Origin of the sequence: Seleniivibrio woodruffii (assembly GCF_004339245.1) — a bacterium.
GTDB lineage: Bacteria > Chrysiogenota > Deferribacteres > Deferribacterales > Geovibrionaceae > Seleniivibrio > Seleniivibrio woodruffii.
This window is the reverse complement of sequence record NZ_SMGG01000003.1, coordinates 960,290-983,950: the sequence shown is the minus strand read 5'-3', so window position 1 is coordinate 983,950 and position 23,661 is coordinate 960,290. Positions and strand designations below refer to the sequence as shown.

Genomic DNA, 23,661 nt, shown 5'->3' with positions numbered 1-23,661 from the left:
ATTATTTTGCTTTGTTGTATTTCTTCATGAACTTCTCAACGCGGCCGGCAGTATCGATGAACTTCTGCTTACCTGTGAAGAAGGGGTGGCATGAAGAGCAGATCGCTACAACAGCTTTTTCGGGAGCAACTGTTGAAGTTGAAGGGATCTCTGCGCCGCAAGCACATTTGAAAACAACGTTGTTTACTTTAGGATGGATATCTTTTTTCATCTATCTTTACCTCAGGAATTATCTTTCATAACGGAACAAGGGTTATAACACAACCCCGCACAGTATTCAACATAAAAATATAGTATATATTTGTTCACCCTACCAGTAAAGAGATTTGATATTTCTGTGAATATTATGTTAAACTGCCTTTACATATTGATTTCGACAAAATATATAGTATGCTTATGCATTAATATTAATATTCTCTAGGAGGAAAAAATGTCCAACAGCAAAGGTTTTACTCTCGTAGAACTCGCAATCGTACTTATGATTATCGGTGTTATTCTCGGCGGCGTTGTTAAAGGAACGGAACTTGTGACCAACGCTAAAACAAAAAGACTTTACAGAGACTATCAAAACGTTCAGACAGCTTATCTTGCATATCTCGACAGAACCGGAGAGACTCCCGGCGATATAACTGACGCACAGACAGATGCAAACAGAGACAATAAAGTGTCTGATAACGTAAACTTCTGGCAGGAACTCAGAAGCGAAAATCTTTATGACACAGCCGGCGCAACAGACAATATACCTGATCACGTTTTCGGCGGTTCCATGACTGCAACATCAGGTACTTCAACCGCTAACGTTATGGACTTCACCAACAACAACCTTGTTTGCTTCAACGAAGTTCTGGATAAGAATACTGAATCACTTGACAAGCTGTTTGATGACGGCGTGGGCACCACAGGCGAAATCAGACATGCAGCAACCGCAGCAACAACAGATGCATCAGCTTACTCTGCAGCAGATGGTGCTACAGGCACAATCTGCATCGCTCTTGACTAATCAGACTTCACATATTTAATATCAAAAGCGGCTCACACGGGCCGCTTTTTTTATGCCCTGTCAGAGACTCTTCGCTGTGCTCACCAAATGTTATTGCAACTACTGTGATGAGATTGCCACGCCTCCGGCTCGCAATGACGCAAAACCACCGTCACCCTGAGGCAAAGCCGAAGGGTCTCACTCGGTCTGCGGCTGATATTCAGAGTGACGATACGGCCTTCACGCAAAATTTCCTCTGGTCAAAAGATAACTTTTAGATTATATATCCCTCATGAACATCAAACGATTCAACCAATACTTCGGCGGCAGATACATGAAATACTGGTATGTGGCTTTTGTCATTGTCATGTCATGGTTTGTCGTCAATCTTTTCAACAACGGAAGCGTACACAGCTACGTCCTCACAGCTTACAGCAACGACGGACAGCCCCTCAACAGCATGGTTGTGGATCAGGTGAATATGTCTCAGCCGGAGGCACTTCCCGTTGCAAAAGCCTATAAACCTGTCAAACCGATAAAATTTCTCCCCTAAAACCCGTTTTTCTTCGGTTTTCATGGAATTGTCTTGCAATAAAAGCGTTTTGGGATAATAATATATGATTGCGGACAGTATGAAAGGGAAGAATAAATGCCGGGTTTCACCTACAGGAGCCAAAAATATAAATGGGTATATCTGCGGCCTGAAAAGCTGCTTATCAAAGAACTGTCAGCGCAGTTTAATCTGACGGACTGCATCACTGAGGTATTATATAAACGTGGAATTGTTGAACCGGGCACACTTCAGGCATATTTCGAAACCCCTCTGACAGGTCTTACATCCCCTTTCCTTATTAAAGACATGGGCAAAGCCGCTGATCACATCGCTCTTGCCATCGAAAATAAAGAAAAGATCTGCGTATACGGCGACTATGATGTGGACGGGGTAACCTCCGTCGCACTGATGTATCATTTCCTCAGCGAGGTCGGTGCGGATGTCATGTACTACATCCCCAACAGACTGGAAGAGGGCTATGGGCTGAACATTGCGGCCATAGAAGAGATAGCCTCCACGGGGGTTAAGCTAATAGTCACGGTAGACTGCGGAATAAATGCCGAAAACGAGGTCTCCCATGCCGTAAGGCTTGGGATGAAGGTTATAATAACCGACCATCATCAGCCCTCGGAGCGTATCCCTGAGGATGCCTGCGCAGTGGTGAACCCCATGCGTGAGGACGACACCAGCCCCTTCAAATGTTTTTCAGGTGTGGGGGTTGCGTTCAAGGTGATCATGGCTCTTCGCTCGAAGATGAACGATATGGGTAAATTCGGCGTCAGAACGCCGAACATAAAAAAATATCTCGACCTTGTTACCCTCGGAACAGTGGCCGACGTTGTCCCGCTGACAGGGGAAAACAGAATTTTCGTCCGCCACGGACTAGAGATACTTTCAGGAAAGGACTGCCGTGCGGGGCTTAAAGAGCTTAAACGTGTTTCCGGTGTGGACGGCGGAAAGGTGACGACCACCCACGTCGGCTTCGGACTTGCTCCCCGCATAAACGCAGTGGGCAGGCTGGGCAACTCCGACAAGGGCTTAAGACTTCTCATAACCTCCGACAGGGCGCAGGCCAAATATCTGGCCGACGAACTGGACAGAGAGAACAAGGACAGGCAGGAGATTGAGAAGGAGATAATCGAGGAATCATTCAAGAAGGTGGAGAAAAACCGCCTTCATGAAAAATATAAAGGTCTGGTGCTCTATTCCACCGAGTGGCATCAGGGAGTTATAGGCATTGTGGCCTCAAGGCTGGTTGAAAAATACCACATGCCCGCCATAGTGCTGACATTCGAGGACGGAGTAGGCAAAGGCTCAGGCCGTAGCATACCCTCTTTCGACCTTTACAAGGGGCTGGAACAGCTTCAGGACATTCTTCTGTCCTTCGGCGGTCACAAATATGCCGCAGGGCTTAAGATAGCCGAAGAGCAGATATCAAACCTCCAGAGGCGTTTTCACTCTGCGGTGGATTCTTCGCTGACAGCGGAGGACTTTGTTGCCGAACTTAAGATTGACTCATTCATTGAGCCGGACGATATTAACTCTGATTTTATGAGAATGATAGAGAAGATGGAGCCGTACGGGGCGGGAAACCGTGAACCCGTGTTCTGCATGCGGGGGGTCCGCAAATATCAGCCTGCAACATTTGTAGGCAGGGACGGAATGCATCTTAAGATGTTTCTTGAGAAGAACGGACGGACTTTTGACTGCATCGGATACAACATGAAAAGTTATGAGAAACTTGTTGCCGGAAGGGAGGCCTTCGACGTGGTGTTCACCCCAGTTGTGAACGGATACTACGGCGGACGCTTCATCCAGCTTGTGCTGAAAGATCTGAAACCGGCGGAGGAAGAATGGCAAGGGATCGTGTAATCCGCCTGATGGATATACAGGATATGCTGACCGCAAACGGTGTGGCCGAAGGGTTTGACCGTGTGCACAAGGCATACATTTATGCGGCGCAGAAACATAGAGGCCAGCTGAGAAAAAGCGGCGAGCCTTATCTTTCGCACCCGCTGAATGTAGCGTATATCCTTGCGCAGATGAACATGGACGTGGACACCGTCATAGGCGGCCTGCTCCACGATACAATAGAGGACACAGACGCTACTTTTGACGAAATAAAGGAACTGTTCGGCGAGGACGTTGCCTTCATCGTTGAGGGTGTTTCGAAAATAGGAAAGATCGTCTTTAAGTCCGCAGAGGAGAAGCAGGCGGAAAACTTCCGCAAAATGCTGGTCTCCATGTCCAAGGACGTGAGGGTTATTATAATTAAACTGGCCGACAGGCTGCACAATATGCGCACTCTGGACTATCTGGCGGAAGAGAAAAAACGCCGCATAGCTCAGGAGACAATGGACATCTATGCCCCTATGGCTCACAGGCTGGGTATCGCCTGGATAAAATGGGAGCTGGAGGACATGTGTTTCCGTATTCTTAATCCCGATGCGTATTACGATATCTATGAAAAAGTTAAGCTGAAACGGGGCGAGAGGGAGCAGTATCTTGCTGAGATAAAGGAACGTGTGATAGACGAGTTGGAAAAGCACAATATCCATGCGTCCGTATCCGGCAGACCCAAGCACTTTTACTCAATCTACAGCAAAATGATAAAGAAAAAGGTCTCCTTTGAGGAGATCTACGACCTTCTGGCTCTAAGGGTTCTGGTCAGCGATATACCCACCTGCTATGCGGTGATGGGTATACTGCATAACATGTGGAAGCCGATACAGCACAGGTTCAAAGACTATATCGCAATGCAGAAGGCGAACCTTTATCAGTCTCTGCACACCACAATAATCGGTCCGAAAGGTATAACGGTTGAGTTCCAGATCCGCACTCAGGAAATGCACATGGTTGCGGAAGAGGGCATCGCCGCCCACTGGAAATATAAAGAGAACCGCCCCTTTGATCCGCAGGAGGACAAAGCTTTCACATGGCTCCGTCAGCTTCTGGATCAGCATGAGCTCCACAGCCCCGAAGACCTTGTTGAAGCTCTGAAAGAGGACGTTCTGCCCACCCAGATATATGTTTTCACACCCAAAGGCGATGTTATGGAACTGCCCATAGGCTCTACCCCTGTGGATTTTGCATACAACATCCATACCGACGTCGGCAACAAATGCAAGGGTGCAAAGGTGGACGGCCGTATCGTTCCGCTTAAATATAAGCTGAGAAACGGCGACAGGGTCTCAATCATTCTCGGTGAAGACCACAAGCCCAGCCGTGACTGGCTGAACTTTGTTAAAACCAGCAAAGCGAAGAACCGTATCCGTGCGGCTCTGAGAAAGATAGATACGGATATGGGACACACCGTCGGTTTCGACCTGATGGATAAAGAGTTTACCAACGCAGGGCTTGATGTCCGTGAGATATTCAATAAGCCTGACAACGTAAAGAAGATAATAGAACGCTTCAAGCTGAGGGACGAGGAGGATATCTATCTTTCCGTCGGCTTCGGCCGTGTGTCTCCGAAACAGGTGCTCCATGTGTTCACCGAACCCACGACACCCCAGCGCCTTGAAGATCTTCAGAAAGCGCCTTCAAAAGATTCCGGTAAAAAGACTAACACCCCCTTCATCATACAGGGTATTGATGATGTGATGGTTAAGATAGCAAAATGCTGTACGCCTCTGCCCGGTGACGACGTTGTTGGCTACATCAGCCGTGGACGGGGTATCGTTGTCCACCGAGTGGACTGCAACAACCTGAAAAACTCAGCATTCAGCGAGGAACGACTGGTGGACGTGCAGTGGGATGCCCGAAAAAGCTACAAGATGCCCGTCAGAATACATACCTCCATCGTGGATAAGCCCGGCGTGCTCAGTGCGCTTACGACCGTGCTGAAAGAGATGGGGCTTAACATCCTTGAGCTTTCATCCAGAAGGGACAAGGACGGACTGTCATCTCAGGATTTCAGCATAGAGGTTCGCAACAAGAGCGAGCTGGAGAGCGTGATCCGAAAAATTAAAACGATAGACGGATTACGCGAAGTAAATACTGCTAATTAACTTTGAAACCTTCATCCTGAGGCTAAAGCCGAAGGATCTCAATCATGAACTCATCGTTACACTCACTGGCCGAAGACTGTATGAATCCACTCTTAATTAATTGCCGAATAGCGTGACATAAAAAAAGCGGGCCCGAAAGCCCGCTTTTATATTTGGAACTGTTTTAGCTCTTAGCCAAGAACCTGAAGAGCCATCTGAGCCTGAGCGTTAGCCTGAGAAATCATAGCTACGCCAGCCTGGCTGAGGATCTGGTTCTTAGTGAAATCTGACATTTCTGAAGCCATGTCCAGATCACGGATTCTGGATTCGGAAGCTGTCAGGTTTTCTCTTGTAGTGTCAAGACCGGTGATGGTGTACTCAAGTCTGTTGATCTGAGCACCGATTGTCGCTCTTGCACTGGAGATCTTGTTCAGAGCTGAATCTATCGTTGTGATAGATTTCTGTGCGCTTTCCTGATCTACCATAAGCACATCTGAGAGGCCAAGCGCCTTGGTGTCGGCCTGAGAGATGTTTGTTGTGATGGTCTGACCTTCGTTTGCGCCTATCTGAAGCTGTGTTGAGTTGTCAACAACGTGAAGTTTGATATCTTCAGTACTGCCGGTGAAAGTCATCTTCTTGTCTGTGTCATTCCAGGAAATGTCAAGACCGACAGCGCTGTCAACTTTAACCTCAACGCCTGCGATAACGTCTTTCAGTTTATAGTCGTTGACTTTGTCAGAACCGATTGTTTTGCCTGTGTGAGCGTCTGTAACGGTGATGTTCAGTTCGCTGTTCTCACCTTTCTGAATCTGAACCAGAGACAGAGCGTTGATAAGGTTCTCGTCGCCTACGAATGACAGTTTGCTGTCATCGCCCAGTTTTGCTGTCTGGATTACGAAAGTACCTTTCAGAGCTTCGTTCGAGTTGTCAGTTTCATTGGTTACATAGTTCACGAGGTTGTTGTTAACATCGGAAACTGTTTCGCTGTTGCTGCTTGTTGCGCCCATGCCCAGAGACTTGATAGCTTCTGTCATTTTGTTTTCAAAATCGGAAACTGTGTCATCGCCTTCCAGATAGATGGTTTTTGATGAACCGTTACCGAAAACAGTCAGTTCCTGAGTCTGGTCGAAAAGATTGCGTCCGTCGTCAGTTGTGAACAGAGCGATGTCTCTCAGCTTGGTGCTGGATGTTGCAACGTCGCCGCCGCCTCTCACTTCAAGGTTGAAGGAGTCGGTAGTTGTCTGACCGTTTGCGTCGGTTGCGTTGCTCTTTTCTTTAAAGTTAAGGGTCATAGAACCCACATCAATGTTACCTGTGTCGCTGTTGATGGATGCGTAGTAAACTGTTACGTTGTTAGTGTCTACAACGCTGTCACCGTTATCCTTTTTGGTCAGCGAGCTTGCGGTTGTGAAGTTGATTGTGGGGCCTGCCTGTCCTGCGGGGCCGTCAGATATCTTGATTGTACCGCCGCCTGATGATGCGATGCTGTCAGCGGTTGTAACGTTACCTGTCTGAGCAAGAAGAACCTTGTCGCCTGACTGGATCTTGCCGTTAACGCCGAGGCTGATGGTCATGTCGAATCCAAGTGTGCCGCCGGCTGTGTCTGTCAGAGCTGCTGTGTCAGCAGAAGATATGCTGATAGTGCTGCCTGTTGCAGAAGCTGTAACGGTTACCCAGTCGCCCACATCGCCTGTTTTGGCGTTGATGAATCTGACTTTTGCAGAAATTGCAGTTGCGCCTGCTGTTACATCCTGATCGAATTTAACTTCGACGTAGCCGGATGAAGTTGCAGTGGAAACAGTGGCTGCTGTTGCAACTGAGAATGAGGAACCTGCCTGCTGGAAGGAACCTGTCACTGTCATAGTTGCAGATGTGTTTGCAGATACGTCGCCCACGTTAACTGTGTAATAGCTTGTACCTGAAGTAGCCATTGTTTTGATGTCTGTTACAGACAGAACGTTTGAATCGTTGTCGCCTGCTGCGCCGTCTTCAACGATCTCGCCGCCCACTGCATCAGAGTTAAGAGTCATAACGTCTGACTTGTAAACGTTGTTCTTGCCCGCAGTAACGTCAACGTTAAGGTTGTAGTTACCTTCAGCAACCTGACCTTTTACAACAACATCTATAGAGGATGTCTTGTCTGTTGACCACAGAGCAGTAGCGTTTCCGTTAAGGAGCTTTTTTGTGTTGAATTCGGTTGAAGAAGCAACACGGTCGATCTCTTCTTTCAGCTGATCAACCTCTTTCTGGATCTCTGCACGGTCGTTTGAAGTGTAAACGCCGTTAGATGCCTGAACAGCCAGTTCTCTCATTCTCTGAGTCATTGACTGAATAGTTGCCAGACCGCCTTCTGCTGTCTGGAGCATGGAGATACCGTCCTGAGCGTTTGAAGATGCTCTTTTAAGGCCGGATATCTGTCCGCGGAGTTTCTCAGAAATAGCAAGACCCGATGCGTCATCGGCTGCGCTGTTTATTCTGAGGCCTGACGACAGTTTCTCAAGGTTTTTTGAGATGTTGCTGCTTGTCTGGTTTACGTAACTCTGCGCCATAAGGGAGTTTACGTTTGTGTAAACTGTAAGTGCCATGATATTACCTCCGTGTAATTAATTACCTCCGGCATCCATGCCGGGGGCTTGGATGATGGCAATAGCTAAAAAACTGTTGTTTTTGCAGAGCATTGCTGCTCTTTTGTCCTTTTAGGAAACCGATAATAAAACACTCGAAAAGTGAAACACCCCCGCAGGAACTGTGGATAAAAAAAGACCGATGACGTTTATCCAACGAGCATCGGTCTGATTATTTCAGTACCTATTCTTATTTTTTATATTCTTAGTATCGTCATAATTTCTAAAAACTTAAGATAATATGGATAAAAAAAAGCGGGCTTTTTAGGGCCCGCTTAGTTTCCTTTGGGCCTTCTCTTATCCGAGAAGCTGCATTGCCAGCTGAGCCTGTGCGTTGGCCTGAGAAATCATTGCCACACCGGCCTGGCTGAGTATCTGGTTCTTAGTGAAGTCTGACATTTCAGCAGCCATATCCAGGTCACGGATTCTGGACTCGGAAGCTGTCAGGTTCTCTCTTGTGGTATCAAGGCCGGAGATTGTGTACTCAAGTCTGTTGATCTGAGCACCCAGAGTGGCTCTTGCGCTTGATATGTTGTTCAGAGCGTTGTCTATCTTGGTGATAGCCGACTGTGCGCTCTCCTGATCTACCATCAGAACATCTGCAAGGCCGAGGGCGTTTGTGTCCGCCTGAGCAACGCTTGTGTTGATGGTCTGACCTTCGTTGGCACCTATCTGAAGCTCTGTTGTGTTATCGACAACGTGGAGTTTAACGCTGTCTGAGCTTCCGGTGAAAGTCATTGTTTTGCTTATGTCGTCCCAGGAGATGTCGAGGCCGACTGCGCTGTCCACTTTCACTTCAAGGCCTGCGATAACGTCTTTCAGTTTATAGTCGTTGACCTTGTCGGAACCGATGGTTTTGCCTGTGTGAGCGTCAGTAACGGTCACGTTCAGTTCGCTGTTTGTTCCGTCCTGAATTTTTGCAAGGGACAGAGCGTTGATGAGGTTCTCATCGCCAACGAATGACAGTTTGCTGTCTTCGCCAAGTTTCGCAGTCTGGATTACGAAAGTTCCCTGAACAGCTTCGTTAGAGTTATCTTTTGCAAGAGTAACGTAGTTAACGAGGTTGTTGTTAACATCGGAAACTGTGTCGCTGGTTGAGCTGTCCGCACCCATTCCTATTGACTTGATTGCTTCAGAGAGTTTGTTCTCGAAGTCAGCTATTGTGTCATCGCCTTCCAGATAGATGGTTTTTGATGAACCGTTGCCGAAGATCGTCAGTTCCTGAGTCTGGTCGAACAGGTTGCGTCCGTCGTCAGTTGTGAACAAAGCGATGTCTCTGAGTTTTGTTGTTGAGGTCGCAACATCTCCGCCGCCTCTCACTTCAAGGTTGAAGGAGTCGGTCTTGGTGAGACCGTTGGCATCTGTAGCGTTGCTGCCTTCTTTAAAGTTGATGCTCATTGAACCAAGGTCAATGTTGCCGGTACTGCTGTCGATGGATGCGTAGTAAACTGTTACGTTGTTAGCATCTACGATGTTGTCGCCGTTATCTTTCTTGGTCAGAGAGCTTGCAGTTGTAAAGTTGATTGTGGGGCCTGACTGTCCTGCGGGGCCGTCAGATATCTTGATTGTACCGCCGCCTGATGATGCGATGCTGTCCGCAGTTGTAACACTGCCTGACTGAGCCAGAAGGACTTTATCGCCTGACTGGATCTTGCCGTTAACGCCGAGGCTGAGGCTCATGTCGAATCCCAGAGTGCCGCCGGCTGTGTCTGTCAGAGCCGCTGTGTCAGCTGAAGATATGCTGATAGTGCCGCCAGTTGCAGATGCAGTGACTGTTACCCAGTCGCCCACTGTGCCTGTTTTGGCGTTGATGAATCTTATTTTAGCAGAGATTGCGGTTGCGCCTGCTGTTACATCCTGATCGAATTTAACTTCGACGTAGCCGGATGAAGTTGCAGTTGAAACAGTGGCCGCAGATGCAACTGAGAACGAGGAACCTGCCTGCTGGAAGGTGCCTGTGACTGTCATAGTTGCAGATGTGTTGGCAGAAACGTCGCCCACATTAACTGTGTAGTAGCTTGTTCCTGATGTGGCCATGGTTTTGATGTCTGTTACAGACAGAACGTTTGAGTCGTTGTCGCCTGCTGCGCCGTCTTCAACGATCTCGCCGCCGATTGAGGACTCGTTAAGTGTCATAACGTCTGATTTGTAGACATAGTTTTTACCGGCAGTTACATCAATATCGAGGTTATAGTTGCCTTCCGCAACTTTGCCTTTCACAACAACATCGATAGCAGATGTCTTGTCTGTAGACCAAAGGGCTGTGGCGTTTCCGTTAAGGAGTTTTTTGGTGTTGAACTCTGTGGATGAAGCCACACGATCGATCTCAGCTTTCAGCTGGTCAACCTCTTTCTGGATCTCCGCACGGTCGTTTGAAGTGTAAACGCCGTTGGCCGCCTGAACAGCCAGCTCTCTCATTCTCTGTGTCATAGACTGAATGGTAGCAAGACCGCCTTCAGCAGTCTGAAGCATAGAGATACCGTCCTGGGCGTTCATGGATGCTCTTTTGAGACCGGAGATCTGTCCGCGAAGTTTCTCAGAAATAGCAAGACCAGATGCGTCGTCTGCTGCGCTGTTTATTCTGAGACCGGATGAAAGTTTTTCAAGGTTTTTTGAGATGTTGTTGCTTGTCTGATTTACGTAACTCTGCGCCATGATAGAGTTTACGTTTGTGTAAACTGTAAGTGCCATGATATTACCTCCGTGTAATCTGACCCCGGCATCCGTGCCGGTGGTGTGTACAATGGCAAAAAAATATTATTAAACTGTGTGTCGTTTCAGAGTCGTCCTGACTCTAGTTCCTGTTATGTGCTGTGTTTTTGACAATCCTTCTTAGAGAATGCCACCCCTTTAGTCAGGCTGAAAACAAAAAAAGACCGACGCTGTATTTCCTACAGTCATCGGTCTGATTGTTTCAGTACCTTTTTTCATATTCTTCTGTTGTGATGTTAGTATCGTCATGGCTGAATCAAAACTTAATAGGAAATTTTAATTTTTTTAAAGAAAAGATTAATGTCGTTTGTTTGCAGGTGCTTATGTCCTGTCATTCTGAATGCAATGAAGAATCACTTGCAATGGGATTCTTCGGCATGCGCCTCATGGTGACGGTGCCCCAGGGGGATGAACAGGTCTTTCAGATAATCATTGACATTCACATCATTTATTGATAATGACTATCATTATCATATTTCCGCAAGTTTATTACAGGTGATTCAAATGGAAAGTCCGGCATCTTCCGCAGTAATAAAGGTCAACTACAGGATCAGGCTTCAGCTCTTCGCCGTTATCCTTATCCTGAGCGTAATCCCCATGTTCAGCATAATCCTTTTATACGAACACGAAATAGTCGAACCAAAGGCAAACGGCCTGCTCCTGATCCCCATATTCGTTCTTCTCTCGTCTAAGTCAATAACAAATCTTCTGGAATACCTGCTCTTTAAGAACACTCTGCTGAAAATCCATCAGTTTTCCGAACGCATCAAGGACGGATATTACGACACTCACTTCGTTCTGCCAATACAAAAGGATCAGGACGAAGAGAACTATCTGATGCAGGTTCTGCGCAGTCTGGAATCTCTGGCAAGAGTTGTCAGAGGCCAGAACCGCATGCTTGTAACAAATCTGAACGAGACCCGCTCCGAAGCGAACCTTATGAAGGAACTGGCCGAAAAAGATCCGCTGACGGGACTTTACAACCGCAGATACTTCGACCGTGTGTTTCAGGCAGAAGCAAAAAACGCAGTGCAAAGCGGCCAGATACTGACACTTATCCTTGTGGACTGCGATAAGTTCAAACAGGTGAACGACACCCACGGTCACGACATCGGCGACCGGGTGCTGAAACAGCTGGCATCAGTTATGAAAGAGATCATCAGAAACGGCAGAGACATCCCTTTCCGTTTCGGCGGAGACGAATTCGGAATAATACTGCCGCAGGCGGACGCATCCGCCGCAAGAAGGGTCGCCAGCCGACTGGAGGAGACCTATCTGGCATCGGAACGCTACGGAACAACTCTCAGCATTTCCGCCGTTTCTGCGGACATAAACGACAGGGACACGATAACCGAACAGATAAGAAAGATAATCAAAACAGCCGATAACGGCATTTATGATGTAAAAAAGCGTGGCGGGCACGGAATGCAGTTTTTCAGGATATGATCATCTGAGAGGCAGGCGGACGGTGAACTCGGTTCCCACTCCCTCCTGACTTTTGAACTCTATGGTTCCCTTGTATCTGTTCACAACGATGTCGTACACTGTGGAAAGTCCGTGGCCTGTTCCCATGCCCACGGCCATTGTGGAAAATCCCGCATCGAAAACACGTTTGAAGTCGTGCTTTTTGATACCGATACCCGTATCTGATATCCTGAGTTCGAAGAAATCGGCGGTGTATCTGGTGGAAACGGATATTTTTCCCTTTTCGCCGTCGGCCTCCGCTTTTTTGCGGACTGCGTAGGCGGCGTTCATCAGCAGGTTCAGCACCAGCTGCCCCATTTCGTCGGGATAACAGCGCACGGCGCACTGCTGTTTCGCCAGATTAAGCTCCATTTCGCAATATGCCTCCCACTTGTCTCTGGTGAGAAGCACGCAGCTCTTAACTGTCTCATCTATGTTGATAAATTCCTTTTCCATGCTGTCGGAACGGGTTATGGACGCAAGGGCATCCAACAGAGCAGTCAGATCGTTCAGGCAGTTTTCAGCATCGACCACATGTGGGAGCAGATCGTTTGTTGCTATGGCACCGCACCTGTTCGGACAGTCTTTAAGTGCCTGAATGGCCGATTTCAGAGTTCCGGTTATCTCCGCTGAGGTTTTGCTCATGCGGATGGGCAGTCCCAGAGCCAGTTCGCCCACCGACTGCAAGTGCTGAACGTGTCCCAGCTTGCGCTCAAGCATCTTCTCACGGGTTATGTCGAACATCAGCAATAGCCTGTGCCTCTGGTTGCGAAGCCAGACCTCAACACTGAAAACACGGATGGGCATCATGCCTCCGTGGGTCTCCATCAGCCTCTCTTCGTTGCTGCCTGTCATCTCCGCCAGTTCGAAAAGTCCCATGGGCTTCGAGCCGCAATCGTCATGGAAAACAGGCTCCAGAGCATCCTCCGCACCTGTCAGAAAAGGCAGAAGCTCCGCCGCCTTTTTGTTGTAGTCTTCAATGGAGAGACTCTCCATGTTCAGAACCAGAGCTGCTCCGGCTATTCCGTCCATAAGAGCCGAGCGGAAGGACTCGCTCTCCTCCAGAATCTCTTTTGCGTTGCGCTTTTCGGTCTCATCCCGGAGAACTGCCAGTGCACCGGAAAATCTGTCGCTCTCCTTTATCAGCAGCGTGAACTCGGCGACGTACACTCTGCCGCTGAGCGCAAAGGCATACACGCTGTTCTGTCTGCCGCTCTGGAAAAATGCACTGCTCTCACGGCTGAGGATATCGAGCATCCCTTCTGTGTCCATAAAGCGTGCGGAAGCACTGTTTGCATAAACGCAGGTTCCCTCCGGAGAGAAGATAGCACATGGACAGCCGCCCTTGTCGGCGACTATCCTGTATGGAATGGTTTCAACTTTTGTTCTTGTTATTGATTCACGGTATTCATTCATAAATCCCAGCTCGACGTGGTCGAAATATCGCTTCATGAAGGAGCGGCAGAGCCTGCACTCCTCCTCGGAGGTGCATCTGGAACTTATAAGATCTTCATATGACTGACGGATATATTTGAAAATGCCCATAAAAACAACAACGTCCAGCTTCCGGCGCATGAAAAGCCGTGCCTGACTCATGCCGAACTGGGCATATGGATCGCATGAAAAATCCGCATGTGGGTGAAGCTCCGGAATGCCGAAATATGCGGTGGGTGTTTCAAGAACAGGTTCATTAAGCTGATAGAGTGCGTTTGAGAGCCATTTGTCGCTGTCGGGCAGGTAAACGTCGTAACCCTGCGCCTTAAGGTAATACATCACCCGCTTAACAAGCCACTCCGAGCATGTTGTCAGGGTATGTTTCAGGTTTTGCGCCAGGTCAGGGTTAAGGGGTTGTCTCATATAAGCAGTGTACCACTTCTGGTGGTTTTTTCACAGCCTTAGTCCAAAACTTTCAGTTTCCCCACAGATTTTTTATACTCTTCCCACTGACCGATATCGATATATTCGTTCTCGTTCACAGGGTAGGTGAAAACCCGCTGACCGCTGCTGATTATTCTGTCGATAAGGGTTGTCATGTCCAGATATTCGTTATCTTTTATATAGTCAAGAGCACGCCTGCTGAGCACATAAAGCCCTGTGTTCACTGTAAAAGTGAACTCCGGCTTCTCTTCTATGCCCGTAACGTCGCCGCCCTTTTTAAACTGAACCACACCGTAGGGTATTCTGTAGTGCTGGATTGCGGAAACCACCGTAAGAACGGCATCGTTCTCCCTGTGGAGCTTCAGGATATGCTCATACTTCGCTTTGATTATCACATCGCAGTTGGACACGAAGAAATCCCCGTCAACATGCTCCGCCATCATTTTAAGGCCGCCTGCTGTTCCGAAAAAATCCTTCTCCCAGAGATATTCAATGTCGTACTGCTCCGCCAGATGGTGGAAATATGACTGGATCATCTCGCCCTTGTAGTTCACAACGAAGAAGAACTTTGACGCTCCCCTCTCTGCGAACTTATCAACTATGACCTGAATTATGGGCTTTTCACCGATGGGTATCAGCGGCTTGGGCAGAATCTTCGTAAAAGGTTCCAGACGGGTTCCCTTTCCGCCCGCCATAACAACCAGCGGACAGTTTTTAAGCTCGTCTGTGCCCTCCTCCTCTTTCCTCTCGGCAAAAACCTTGTCCCATGTGATGTAGTCAGCCACGGTCATATCTTCCTCCACCACCGGAAGAAGCTCGACCCTGTGGGCAAGCATTATGCTTTTTATCTTATCGAATGAAAAATCATCCACGGAAATGTATCTGGGTTTCTGATTATAGATGCCCGAGATGCTCTCTTTCAGATCTTTTCCCGCCAGAATGCTCCTGCGGATATCTCCGTCCGTCAGCGCCCCCAGAAGCCGCCTTTCGCCGTCAACCACCAGAAGAACCTTTCTGGCGGACATGTCCAGCTTGCGCAGAGCTTCCTTGATCTCAATTTCGGGGCTGATATATATGTCATTTTTTGTCATTTTCCACACCGCCGTATATCAGGTAACAATGCTTTCATAATCGGATAAAAACATTAAACATAAAGTCATTTGTAAAACCGCACGAACTGTTTTATAATGCAGCTGATACGGAGAGTCTATGAAATTTGAAAAGTTTATCACCTCATTTTTTATGCTTAATATCATACTGGCGGTTGCGCTGGTCTACTCTATGAAATCTGACGGGATACTTGCCGTTCTTGAGGATGTTTTCTACTCCAAAAAGGTCTCAGCCGGATACATGACCTTTTCGCCGGAGCTTCTGGGAGATTCTTTCAGAAGGGACACCGAAACTGATATTCAGGAGGGATATGCACAGATATTCTCCGAAACAAACATAAAAAGACAGAGACTGACAAACATTTCCGCAATCCCGCCAGTTGAGCGCAGCGGAATGATAATAAAAATGATGGGACGTGCCGGAGACGGAATCTGCCTGAACGGCAAGAGCATAACCGAAAAGATAATGCTCACCGGAAAGAGAAAGGGCTGTACAAAGGACTTTGCGGAGGTTTTCTCCGTTCTGGCCGGCTACACAGGGCTTGACACCCGACTGGTGAAGAACGACGAAAACTATGCCGTTGAGGTTTTTGACGGCAAAAAATGGTTCTATGTCGATCCCTACCATGCGGCAGTTGCATTCGATGATAAGGATCAGCCCATGTCGTTTCTGCAGATGGCCGACAGAATAAGCAGGGGAAAACATATCAGACTGGAACCTGCGGGACTTGAAAACCACCCGTTCTATGACACTTCGGAAAAAGCACACCCCTATTTTGCCGACAGGGAGCATTTCGCCTCTGTTTACACTCTGATGGGAAACAATATATTCGCAATTCTGAAAAAAGAGGCCATAACACCCCTCAAGCCTAAATTCGTATTCACCTTCGCACCCTATCGTGAGATAAAACCCCACTGGGCGCATCTTATAACCGACACAGAGAACATCACCCACATGCGGAAAATAGTCGTGACCTTCATGCTGGTGTGGGTCGGCCTGTGTATCGGAACCAACGTGGTTCTGCCCGGCTATTTCATCTATTCAAATCTGGTGAGCAGAAAAAAATAGATCAGAGCTTAAACTCCGCCCAAACGGGTGCATGGTCGGACGGTCTTTCCATCCCTCGAACCTCGTAATCTATTCCTGCGGCAACGCATTTTGATGCAAGTCCGTCAGTGGCAAGGATGTGGTCTATCCTCAGTCCCCTTTTGGGCTCAGCCTCAAATCCTTTGCTTCTGTAGTCGAACCAGCTGAAAAACTCCCTGCTTTCGGGGTGGATCTGTCTGTAAACGTCTTTAAGCCCGCATCCGCACATCTTTTCGAACCACTCACGCTCTTCCGGCAGAAAGCTGGTCTTCCCCTCTTTCAGCCATCTTTTTGCGTTCTGCTCGCCGATGCCTATGTCGAAATCGGTGGGGGCTATGTTCATATCACCCACAAGGACTACATCAGTGCCTTGCGCCGCACAGTTATTCAAATAGTTTGACATATCCGCATAAAACTTTGCCTTGGCAGGAAATTTTACAGCATGGTCTCTGCTCTCCCCCTGCGGGAAATAGCCGTTTACAAACACAAACCCATCATATGCACACATGAGCATGCGTTTCTGGGCATCATCCGGATCATCGGGAAAATTCTTCTGAACCTGCTTGGGAACAGCCTTTGACATAACAGCGACACCATAGTGTGTCTTCTGTCCGGCAAACTCCACATGATATCCGAATGCCTCTATTTCTTTAACGGGGAACTCATGATCCTGAACCTTGGTCTCCTGCAGACCGATTATATCGGGATTATGATTCTCTATCAGTTTTTCTATCTGGTGTAATCTGGTACGGATACTGTTTACATTAAAGGTTACGATTTTCATTCTAACTGCCTTATATATTATAAATATCTGTCTTGTATCCCTGAAGTCCTCTTCTGCGGAACCACTCTGTTGTCGCCGCAAGCCCCTGCTCAAGGTCGTCTGACGGCGCAAAACCCGTCAGCTCTTTCAGAAGTCTGTTGTCGCCCATCAGTCTCATGACCTCCGATGCCTCGGGGCGCAGTCTCTTCTCATCAGAAACTATTGAAGCGTCAGGATTTATCATGTTTTTTATTTTGTCCGCAAGCTCACCTATGGATATCTCACGCCCTGTGGCAATGTTTATCTCACGTCCTGCCGTGCCCTCGCACTCGGCTATCCGGCAGAAGGCTTCCGCCGTATCCCCGACAAACACCATATCCCTTTTCGGGCTGAGCAGTCCAAGCCTGACCTCTTTTCTGCCAGCAAGAAGCTGGGTTATTATGGTGGGAATAACAGCCCTTGCGGACTGTCTGGGGCCGAAGGTGTTAAAGGGTCTGACTATGGTGACGGGCAGGCTGAAACTGCGGTAAAAGGACTCCGACAGCACGTCTGCGCCGATCTTTGTTGCTGAATAGGGGGACTGCCCCTGCCTGGGGTGCTTTTCGTCAATGGGGGCATATATGGCCGTTCCGTAGACCTCGGAGGTGGATGTTACCAGTACTTTTTCCGTTTCAAAGTCACGGGCGGACTGCAGAACGTTCAGAGTGCCTTTTATGTTGGTGTCGACATATGAGTCGGGGCTGTGATAGCTGTAGGGTATGCCTATCAGTGCGGCAAGATGGAATACTGCCTGCATGCCCTTCATTGCCGTTCGCACACCGTTGGGGTCTCTTATGTCGCCGGAGAAAATCTCTATTTCCGAGAGTATTTCTGCGGGCAGGTCTTCCAGCCAGCCGTTTGAGCCGAACGAGTTGTAATATACGAACGCCTTGAGTCTGCATCCTCTGCGGACGAGCTTTTCTGCCAGATGGCTCCCGATAAATCCGCACGCTCCTGTCAGAAGTACGCTTTTTCCTTTCAAGTCCATAGTTTCACCTTTCTGACAGAATATTACCAGATATTTGCGGGAAATTGAAGGCAGGAATATAAATCCACCCACCCTCCTTTGCCAAAGGATGGAGCAATATTTTTAAGAGAACAACCCAGAAATGCACAGATTATCACCGCCAATAAAAAAACGGGCGACCTGCCAGCCGCCCGTTCCCTCGTAACACGTTTTATTATCTGTAAATTACAGCTTCACAGACTCTGTCTTGCGGATGATGGTTACCCTTCCCGCCTCGAATTTTACTTCCACAGAGCCGTAGAAGTTTGTCTGGAACATCTCTTTCAGCATATCCTGAAGTTGTTCCATCTGAGATTTATTGTTTTCTTTTTTCTGTACAGTCATTGCAGCCATAGTATTTTCCTCCAAAAAACTACATTTTATGCGGCATCATGCTTACTGAAGGAGCTGAAGTGCCATCTGGGGTATCTGGTTGGCCTGTGCCAGCATTGATACGCCGGCCTGGCCGAGCATCTGATACCTTGTAAATGTAGACATCTCTTCTGCCATATCAAGGTCGCGGATCCTTGATTCAGCCGCTGTCATGTTCTCTTCAGCGGTCTGCAGGTTTGCGATGGTGTGTTCCAGTCTGTTGACCTGAGCACCGATAGTCGCTCTGACGCTTACCACCTGGCTGATTGCGGCATCGATATCAGGAATTGCGGCCTGCGCAAGGTCCTGAGAAACCAGAGTGATGTTGTTCAGGCCGAGACCTGTAACATCGAGCTGGGGAATGCTCACCGCAAGTGTCTGACCGGAGTTAGCTCCGATCTGCAGGTCGGTGGAGTTGTCCACGATGTGGAGGAAATAGTCCTCTTTTGCTGCGGCAGAGTTTGTTGAGAAGATCACCTGATTCTTAGAGGTGTCCCATGACTCTGTAACGCCTGCTCTGGAGTCGAGAGCGATCTCAACACCGCCGATGATTCCGAATACTCTGTCGTTGCCTGTTTCGTCAGTTCCGACAAGCTGGCCTGAGTGGGCATCGTATACGGTCACTTTTGTGGTGTTGTTCACTGCGGACTGGATCTTGTTAAGGCTCAGACCGTTGATGAGTTCTTCATCGCCGGAGAAAGCAACCTGACCCTGTTCGCCTGTGAGTGCGGTCTGGATTATGAACGTACCCGCTACGGACTGGATTCCGCCTGATGTTGTGGGGATTGAAACATAGTCCACAAGGTGGCTGTTAACGTTGTTGTTGGTTGAACCCATGCCAAGTTTGTTAACGATAGCGTCTGTGAGTTTTGTTTCAAAGTCTGCAATGGTGTCATCCGCTTCAAGGTAGATCACTGCGGATGTGCCGTTGCCCCAAACTGTCAGTTCCTGTTTGTTTGAGAAGAGGTTGTTTCCGTCGGAATCTTCAAACACTGCAATATCTTTGAGCTTGGTGGTTGTGGCTGCTGCTTCACCAGACCCGCTGATCTTGAGGCTGAGGTCGCCGAGAACTGTCTCACCGTTTGATTCAGTAGCGTTGTTGTTCTCTTTAAAGTTGATTGTCATGTTACCAAAGTCAACGTTACCTGTCTGAGCGTTGATGCTAGCATAGTAAACTGTTTTGGCCTGAGTATCGACAAAGTTGTCTCCGTTGTCCTTCGCTGTGAGCGAGGAGGGAGAGGTAAACTTCAGAGTGGGGCCTGCCTGTCCTGTGGGGCCGCCGGAAATCTGAACAGTACCGCCGCCTGATGAGGCTACACTGCCTGCAGGGGCTGCGTTCGCTCCGGAGAAGCTGAGCAGAACTTTGTCGCCGTTCTGAATTTTACCGTTAACGCCGAGGCTGAGCTGGAGATCGAATCCCAGAGACTGGCCTGCGGAGTTCATAAGGTTGGTCGTGTCGGCTGCAGTAAGGCTCACTGTGCCGTTAAGAGCCGTAACGTCGACCTCTTCCCACTCGGATATATAGCCTGTAAGGGCATCGATATATCTGATCTGAGCGGATGTTGTTCCGTTTGCAGAGACGTTGTCTTCGAAAACAACTTCAATGTAACCGGAAGACGTTGCAGCTGAGTTGCTGTATCCGGCAGCGGCCACGGAGAAAGATGATCCTGTCTGCAGATATGAGCCGGTAAGGCTTATTGTCGCACTCTGTGCGGCAGTCAGGTCGCCAACTGTGACTGTGTAGTAGCTTGTGCCTGTTGAGGCAAGCTGGCTGGCATTGTTTACGCTGCCTATATTTGTGTCGTTTGTTCCGTCAACGATCTCAGAACCGATTGCGCCGTCTTTCAGCGTCATGATGTCGGTTTTGTAGATCTCGTTTGATCCGGGAATGGTTTCAAGGTTGATTCTGTAGTTGCCTTCGTCAACCTCATCCCTGATTATAGCTTTGATTTTGCTGGAGCTTGCGGACCAGAGAGCTGTTCCGTCGCCGTTCAGCAGTTTTTTGGTGTTGAACTCTGTAGCAGAGGAGATTCTGTCGATCTCGCCCTTAAGCTGTTCAACTTCTTTCTGGATTTCAATACGGTCGTTTGAAGTGTACACGCCGTTTGAAGCCTGTACTGCGAGCTCACGCATTCTCTGCAGCATTGAGCTTACTTCCTCAAGTGCGCCTTCTGCCGTCTGCAACATTGAGATACCGTCCTGTGCGTTCATAGCCGCACGTTTAAGACCGGTGATCTGACCTCTCAATTTCTCAGATATTGCAAGACCCGAAGCGTCGTCTGCTGCATGGTTGATACGAAGCCCTGATGAGAGCCTTTCGATTGATGTTGCCAGCGCTGTCTGGCTGGAGCCCAGGTGTCTTTGCGAGTTCAAAGACATGATGTTTTGATAGACTGTGAGTGCCATTCTATCCTCCTTGATTGTTTCAATAGAGGTCACGCGCATCCTTGCGCATTTTTCTCATCGACACTTTCAGAAGGATTCTTTAGCGGAAATTTTATATTTTTTTATGTTTTCTAATTAAGATGCTGATAAATAAGATTAAAATATTTTTAAGTTTTTTTTGATTAATTTGAAATGCGGCGATATTAAATCTTAGGCAGAGACTAAAACCTGAGTTTTAGTTATCCGACAGCGGAAACGGCTTAACGTCATTCCATGCGAGTTGTTGAATTTGTCATGCTGAACGCAGTGAAGCATCTCAGTTTGAACAGAGACCCTTCACTCCGTTCAGGGTGACATAGGTGGGGGTATCAGGGTGACGTTTTACGCATACAACTAATACGTTAATAATTTCGATAAACGCTCTAGTGAGGCTTCAGCCGAAGAATCTCACAGTCAGAGACTCTTCGCAAGCTCAGAGTGACAATAAAACAGGATTCAGATCGGCTGATATGTCTGACTTACTTGAAAAATCTCATGATGTCGTTGTAGAAGGCGAAGAACATAAGCCCCATAAGCAGAGCCATGCCCGCCATGTTGGCTATCTCACGGACACGGATGCTTACCGCACGCCTTGTAACAGCCTCAACCATGAGAAACAGGATATGCCCGCCGTCAAGGACGGGAATCGGAAGAAGATTAAGGATACCTAAGTTTATGCTGATGAGAGCCATGAACCCGAAGAAAGCCACAAGGCCTGTCTCGGCCGACTCTTTTGCCATCTGAACTATCATGATGGGGCCGCCCACCGAATCCGCAGGAACAACCTTCTGGAACAGTTTAACGACTCCGGTAACCATCATAACGCTTATATTATATGTCTGGGTCACGCCTTCAACCACAGCCTCGTGGGGGGCAAGACGCACGGTCTCGCTCTTCTGACCGCGGATCACTCCCATACGGCCTACCTTAACATCTTCGCCGAAGATGTTTTTATCTGTTACCGACTGGGGTGTGATGGTCAGCTCCATAAGTCGGCCGCCTCTGTCTATTCCCAGAAGAACGGGTTGTCCGGCTCTTCCCTGAACATAGCCGCTCATGTCCTCCCAGTATTTAACACTGCGTCCGTCAACGGAGATTATCATATCTCCCTGAAGAAGACCTGCCTTTGCCGCCGCAGAACCTTCGCTGACTCCGCCCACCTCGGCCAGATATCTGGGTGTGCCGTGCATGAATATTGCGGCATAGATGATCATGGCAAGAACAAAGTTAAAGAAGGGACCTGCAAAAACTATGAGGAACCGCTGAAAAACGGTCTTGTTGTTGAAAGCTCTGTGCGCCTTGGTCTCGTCAACCTCTTCGTCCGGCTGTTCGCCGTACATTTTGACATATCCGCCAAGGGGTATCGCCGAGAGTGCGTATTCAGTCTCGCCACGCTTCCATTTGAAAAGCACGGGACCGAAGCCTATCGAAAAGCGTTCAACCAGAACGCCTGTGTATTTAGCGAGCAGGAAGTGTCCGAGTTCGTGTATGAAAATGAGTACTCCCAGAAGGAATACGGCTGAAATAAGTCCCATTATCTGTAAAACCTCTTAATTACTTTTTCGGCGGCGGCTCTGGCCTCCGAATCTGCGGCCAGCACTTCTGCAATGTTCTGCGGCTCCTGCGGCATAAAACTGTCGAGCACTGCCGATATGGCCTCCGGTATCGCCGTGTAGCCTATGCGGCCGCCCAGAAACTCCGCAACTGCGACCTCGTTGGCCGCATTCATCACTATCATAGGAGCGTTGCTGTCCTTTTTCAATACCTCCGCCGCTATCTGCAGGCAGGGATATTTTTCCATATCCGGCTCAAAAAAGGTCAATGCGCCGACCTGAGCCAGATTAAGCGGCTGAACGCCGGATTCCGTCCGCTCCGGATAAGCCATTGCATAGGCAATGGGTGTCCGCATGTCCGGTTCTCCCATCTGGGCTATCATGCTTCCGTCCCTGAAAGAGACGAAAGAGTGAACAACCGACTGAGGATGTATGACAACTCTCAGCATGGAAGGTTCAATATCAAAGAGGAATCTGGCCTCAATAAGTTCAAGGCCTTTATTCATCATTGTTGCGCTGTCGATGGTTATTTTGCTCCCCATTGACCAGTTGGGGTGTCTGAGAGCCTGTTCCAGAGTGACGTAGTCAAGTGCGTCTGCTGGTGTGTTGCGGAATGCTCCTCCGCTTGCGGTCAGGGTTACGCTGTGGAGGAAGTTTTTGTCCTGCCCCTGAAGGCACTGGAAAATAGCTGAATGCTCCGAGTCCACAGGGAGAATTTTTGCCCCCGTTCTTGCCGCCGTATCAAAGAGTATCCGGCCTGAGGCCACGATAGATTCCTTGTTGGCCAGCGCAAGGGTTATGCCCCTTTTGACCGTTTCATATGCATAAACAGTGCCCGCCGCACCGACTGCGGCCAGCAGCACCATATCAATAGCTTCGCTGTCGAGGATTTTCAGAATTTCGGATTCACCGCAGAGAATACCCTCTCCGCTCAGGCCTGTTGAACAGAGATACTTTGCGGCGCACTCCCTGCCCTGCTCCCGCATCAGCTCCAGATTTCCGTTGCAGCTTAAAAACACAACCTCATACTTTCCGGGGTTGCGTTTCACAACATCAAGAGCCTGCCTGCCGATGGAGCCGGTTGAGCCGATGATTCCGATTCTTTTCAT

General features: G+C 48.5%; 17 protein-coding genes. 6 read left to right on the top strand and 11 right to left on the bottom strand.

Annotation, left to right across the window (positions count from 1 at the left end):
* Position 1 precedes the first annotated feature (1 nt).
* Positions 2-211, bottom strand: a complete 210-nt coding sequence (rpmE, locus tag C8D98_RS04690; protein WP_132872479.1) for a 50S ribosomal protein L31 — start codon at positions 209-211, stop codon at positions 2-4.
* Between the two features lie 219 nt (positions 212-430).
* On the opposite strand from rpmE, the gene C8D98_RS04685 reads away from it, so the two are divergent.
* The 4 genes from C8D98_RS04685 to C8D98_RS04670 all read left to right on the top strand — a co-directional run bounded on the left by C8D98_RS04685 (position 431) and on the right by C8D98_RS04670 (position 5,542).
* Positions 431-1,000 (top strand): type II secretion system protein, encoded by a 570-nt coding sequence (locus tag C8D98_RS04685; protein WP_132872477.1) that lies wholly within the window; start codon positions 431-433, stop codon positions 998-1,000.
* A gap of 271 nt (positions 1,001-1,271) precedes the next feature.
* Complete coding sequence (locus C8D98_RS04680) at positions 1,272-1,532, top strand: hypothetical protein (protein WP_132872475.1); 261 nt, start codon at positions 1,272-1,274, stop codon at positions 1,530-1,532.
* 96 nt (positions 1,533-1,628) lie between these two features.
* Positions 1,629-3,404, top strand: coding sequence for a single-stranded-DNA-specific exonuclease RecJ (gene recJ, locus C8D98_RS04675; protein WP_132872473.1), 1,776 nt, complete (start codon positions 1,629-1,631; stop codon positions 3,402-3,404).
* Entirely contained in the window at positions 3,386-5,542 is a 2,157-nt protein-coding gene (locus tag C8D98_RS04670) for a RelA/SpoT family protein (RefSeq protein ID WP_132872471.1), read from the top strand. Before recJ ends, C8D98_RS04670 begins: the two co-directional genes overlap by 19 nt.
* A gap of 170 nt (positions 5,543-5,712) precedes the next feature.
* On the opposite strand, the gene C8D98_RS13965 is transcribed toward C8D98_RS04670, so the two are convergent.
* Positions 5,713-8,106: a flagellin N-terminal helical domain-containing protein gene (locus tag C8D98_RS13965; RefSeq protein WP_132872469.1), complete on the bottom strand. Its 2,394-nt coding sequence runs from the start codon at positions 8,104-8,106 to the stop codon at positions 5,713-5,715.
* Between the two features lie 336 nt (positions 8,107-8,442).
* Positions 8,443-10,836, bottom strand: a complete 2,394-nt coding sequence (locus tag C8D98_RS04660; RefSeq protein WP_132872467.1) for a flagellin N-terminal helical domain-containing protein — start codon at positions 10,834-10,836, stop codon at positions 8,443-8,445.
* 525 nt (positions 10,837-11,361) lie between these two features.
* Between C8D98_RS04660 and C8D98_RS04655 the strand changes: the two genes are divergently transcribed.
* On the top strand, positions 11,362-12,303 hold the full coding sequence (locus tag C8D98_RS04655) for a GGDEF domain-containing protein (protein WP_132872465.1): 942 nt from the start codon (positions 11,362-11,364) through the stop codon (positions 12,301-12,303).
* Here the strand turns inward: C8D98_RS04655 and C8D98_RS04650 are convergent, their stop codons facing one another.
* Positions 12,304-14,178: a sensor histidine kinase gene (locus C8D98_RS04650; protein ID WP_132872463.1), complete on the bottom strand. Its 1,875-nt coding sequence runs from the start codon at positions 14,176-14,178 to the stop codon at positions 12,304-12,306. It lies immediately after the preceding gene.
* Positions 14,179-14,216: 38 nt separating this feature from the next.
* Positions 14,217-15,290 (bottom strand): sugar phosphate nucleotidyltransferase, encoded by a 1,074-nt coding sequence (locus tag C8D98_RS04645; protein ID WP_132872461.1) that lies wholly within the window; start codon positions 15,288-15,290, stop codon positions 14,217-14,219.
* Positions 15,291-15,408: 118 nt separating this feature from the next.
* Here C8D98_RS04645 and C8D98_RS04640 point away from each other — a divergent pair, with 118 nt between their 5' ends.
* Positions 15,409-16,377 (top strand): hypothetical protein, encoded by a 969-nt coding sequence (locus C8D98_RS04640; protein ID WP_132872459.1) that lies wholly within the window; start codon positions 15,409-15,411, stop codon positions 16,375-16,377.
* Position 16,378: 1 nt separating this feature from the next.
* On the opposite strand, the gene xthA is transcribed toward C8D98_RS04640, so the two are convergent.
* The 6 genes from xthA to dxr form a co-directional block, all read right to left on the bottom strand.
* The gene (gene xthA, locus C8D98_RS04635) at positions 16,379-17,179 is read right to left on the bottom strand and encodes an exodeoxyribonuclease III (protein ID WP_132872457.1); all 801 of its coding nucleotides are present in this window, start codon (positions 17,177-17,179) and stop codon (positions 16,379-16,381) included.
* A 10-nt stretch (positions 17,180-17,189) separates the two neighbouring features.
* Complete coding sequence (locus C8D98_RS04630; protein WP_132872455.1) at positions 17,190-18,185, bottom strand: SDR family NAD(P)-dependent oxidoreductase; 996 nt, start codon at positions 18,183-18,185, stop codon at positions 17,190-17,192.
* A gap of 204 nt (positions 18,186-18,389) precedes the next feature.
* Complete coding sequence (locus C8D98_RS13710) at positions 18,390-18,557, bottom strand: DUF2292 domain-containing protein (RefSeq protein ID WP_165871190.1); 168 nt, start codon at positions 18,555-18,557, stop codon at positions 18,390-18,392.
* A 42-nt stretch (positions 18,558-18,599) separates the two neighbouring features.
* Positions 18,600-20,981, bottom strand: coding sequence for a flagellin N-terminal helical domain-containing protein (locus C8D98_RS04625; RefSeq protein ID WP_132872453.1), 2,382 nt, complete (start codon positions 20,979-20,981; stop codon positions 18,600-18,602).
* 497 nt (positions 20,982-21,478) lie between these two features.
* Positions 21,479-22,534, bottom strand: a complete 1,056-nt coding sequence (gene rseP / locus C8D98_RS04620) for an RIP metalloprotease RseP (protein ID WP_132872451.1) — start codon at positions 22,532-22,534, stop codon at positions 21,479-21,481.
* Entirely contained in the window at positions 22,534-23,661 is a 1,128-nt protein-coding gene (gene dxr / locus C8D98_RS04615; RefSeq protein WP_132872449.1) for a 1-deoxy-D-xylulose-5-phosphate reductoisomerase, read from the bottom strand. The genes rseP and dxr overlap by 1 nt, the downstream gene beginning before the upstream one ends.

Bases quoted from the DNA above. Each gene is read 5' to 3' on its own strand.
- rpmE (WP_132872479.1), bottom strand. From the start codon at position 211: ATGAAAAAAGATATCCATCCTAAAGTAAACAACGTTGTTTTCAAATGT.
- C8D98_RS04685 (WP_132872477.1), top strand. From the start codon at position 431: ATGTCCAACAGCAAAGGTTTTACTCTCGTAGAACTCGCAATCGTACTT.
- C8D98_RS04680 (WP_132872475.1), top strand. From the start codon at position 1,272: ATGAACATCAAACGATTCAACCAATACTTCGGCGGCAGATACATGAAA.
- recJ (WP_132872473.1), top strand. From the start codon at position 1,629: ATGCCGGGTTTCACCTACAGGAGCCAAAAATATAAATGGGTATATCTG.
- C8D98_RS04670 (WP_132872471.1), top strand. From the start codon at position 3,386: ATGGCAAGGGATCGTGTAATCCGCCTGATGGATATACAGGATATGCTG.
- C8D98_RS13965 (WP_132872469.1), bottom strand. From the start codon at position 8,106: ATGGCACTTACAGTTTACACAAACGTAAACTCCCTTATGGCGCAGAGT.
- C8D98_RS04660 (WP_132872467.1), bottom strand. From the start codon at position 10,836: ATGGCACTTACAGTTTACACAAACGTAAACTCTATCATGGCGCAGAGT.
- C8D98_RS04655 (WP_132872465.1), top strand. From the start codon at position 11,362: ATGGAAAGTCCGGCATCTTCCGCAGTAATAAAGGTCAACTACAGGATC.
- C8D98_RS04650 (WP_132872463.1), bottom strand. From the start codon at position 14,178: ATGAGACAACCCCTTAACCCTGACCTGGCGCAAAACCTGAAACATACC.
- C8D98_RS04645 (WP_132872461.1), bottom strand. From the start codon at position 15,290: ATGACAAAAAATGACATATATATCAGCCCCGAAATTGAGATCAAGGAA.
- C8D98_RS04640 (WP_132872459.1), top strand. From the start codon at position 15,409: ATGAAATTTGAAAAGTTTATCACCTCATTTTTTATGCTTAATATCATA.
- xthA (WP_132872457.1), bottom strand. From the start codon at position 17,179: ATGAAAATCGTAACCTTTAATGTAAACAGTATCCGTACCAGATTACAC.
- C8D98_RS04630 (WP_132872455.1), bottom strand. From the start codon at position 18,185: ATGGACTTGAAAGGAAAAAGCGTACTTCTGACAGGAGCGTGCGGATTT.
- C8D98_RS13710 (WP_165871190.1), bottom strand. From the start codon at position 18,557: ATGGCTGCAATGACTGTACAGAAAAAAGAAAACAATAAATCTCAGATG.
- C8D98_RS04625 (WP_132872453.1), bottom strand. From the start codon at position 20,981: ATGGCACTCACAGTCTATCAAAACATCATGTCTTTGAACTCGCAAAGA.
- rseP (WP_132872451.1), bottom strand. From the start codon at position 22,534: ATGGGACTTATTTCAGCCGTATTCCTTCTGGGAGTACTCATTTTCATA.
- dxr (WP_132872449.1), bottom strand. From the start codon at position 23,661: ATGAAAAGAATCGGAATCATCGGCTCAACCGGCTCCATCGGCAGGCAG.